General features: G+C 31.4%; 1 protein-coding gene. It reads right to left on the reverse strand.

Annotated elements, in window-relative coordinates; genetic code table 11:
* Positions 1–1,861: leucine-rich repeat protein (locus tag ACI3VO_RS10825; protein WP_439757929.1), on the reverse strand; the 1,861-nt coding region annotated here is incomplete at both ends.

Raw genomic sequence — 1,861 nt, forward strand, 5'->3', positions numbered from 1 at the left:
ATATTGCAGCAGGTATTATTAAAGTACCTTTTTCTACTACTTTATCGCCATCGTTGAATATCTTAGTACCGAATCTTATACCGCTCTTACCATCTACTACTAATTTACCTTGTGCTCCTAGCATTTGTACGTGAGCGTATTTAGCAGTGTAAGTTGTACTATCATCGTATGCTGAGTTATTTTCATAAGCTGTAGATATATCATTTACATCTTTATACCAACCTACGAATATGTATCCTTCTTTAGCTGGAGTTTCTGGAGCGTAATCTAAGCTTGCACCATCTACTGTAGTTAAAACTACAGCCTCTTCGCCATTATTTGCATCAAATGTTATGTTTATTTTCTTTGTTCCTATATTAAATTTACTCCATACTGCATTTTCTTTGTATGCTTGTACGCTTGCAGCTGGTACAATTATTGATTTTACTCCACTGCTAGTAAATGTATTTGATTTAACAGTTGGAGGAACAGTTGCATTAACGTAAATTATTTCTGGCATAGAAGAGCATCCATAAAATGCTTGCATTCCTATGCTTGTTACTGTTGCTGGTATAGTATCTAATTTTAAACTAGAACAATTGCAAAATGCACTATTACCTATTGTTGTTAAGTTCTTTGGAAGATTTACAGTTTCTAATTTACCATTATAAGCAAATGCTTGATTTCCTATAGTAGTTACACTTTCTGGTATAGCTATTGTAGTTAAATTAGTATTTTGGAATGACATACTTTCAATAGAAGTAAGTCCTGATGGTAAATTAATTTCAGTTAAACCACTTCCGTTAAATGCAGCAGCACCTATTCTAGTAATATCTTTTGGTAATGACATGGTAGTTATGTTTTTACAGCCTGAGAATGTATAATCTTCAATAGTTGTTATTCCAGCTGGTATTGATTTAATATCTATCTTTGCACAATTAGTAAATCCATTAACTCCTATATAAGTTAAACTATCTGGTAATTTACTTAATTCTAGATTTGGACATGCATAAAATGCCATTTGTTCCATTCTTTCAACTGTATCAGGCATTTGTACCTTAACTAAATTACTGTCACTTGAAAATGCAGATTTACCTATAACCTTTATAGAATCAGGTAGTATTACTTCTTTTAAGCTTTTTATAACGCTACACATTTTATCTGGTAATACTCCATCTACAAAATTAGCTTGACTTAAATCAAATTTAACAGCTTTAGTGAATATACTTGCAAGTGTTACATTATCAGAGCTTAATTCTACGCCTTCAGCACATTTAACATTTACAGTTTCTACGTTTACAGCTAATAAATTAGCATCCTTAAGAGCTTTATCTATAGCTTCTTTTAATCCATCATTTTTTTGTACTTCAACATCTAAAACTACTTCTTCAGCTTCAACTATTTCGAAATCTTTCCATATATTTGCAGCTTTATATGCGTCTGCACATCCATTAGGTACTATTATAGTTTTTACACCAGATCCTTCAAAAGGATTTATGTCTTCTGCTGGCTTTCCAAATGCATCTACTATAGTAGGTGGAACCTTTGCATATGATCTTATTGTAGTTAAAGAGCTACATCCATTAAATGCATCTGGTTCTATAGATTGAATATTAACAGGTATTTCTACTTCTTTTAGACTTGTACAGCCTTTAAATGTACTCATAGGTATCTTGCTTAGAGTAGTTGGTAGACTACATTTTTCAAGTGCTGTACATCCTTCAAAAACAGAAGCATTCATATAAACTATATTATTATGTAAGATAACCTCTTTTATTGTAGTATTACCTTTAAAAGCAGCAAATGTAATCATATTTGAAGGGTTAGCTTCTGATAAATCTAATTTTTCAAGTGCTGTAAAATTCTCATTTAAATAAGTAAG

This window comes from Intestinibacter sp. (assembly GCF_051866655.1).
Taxonomy (GTDB): domain Bacteria; phylum Bacillota; class Clostridia; order Peptostreptococcales; family Peptostreptococcaceae; genus Intestinibacter.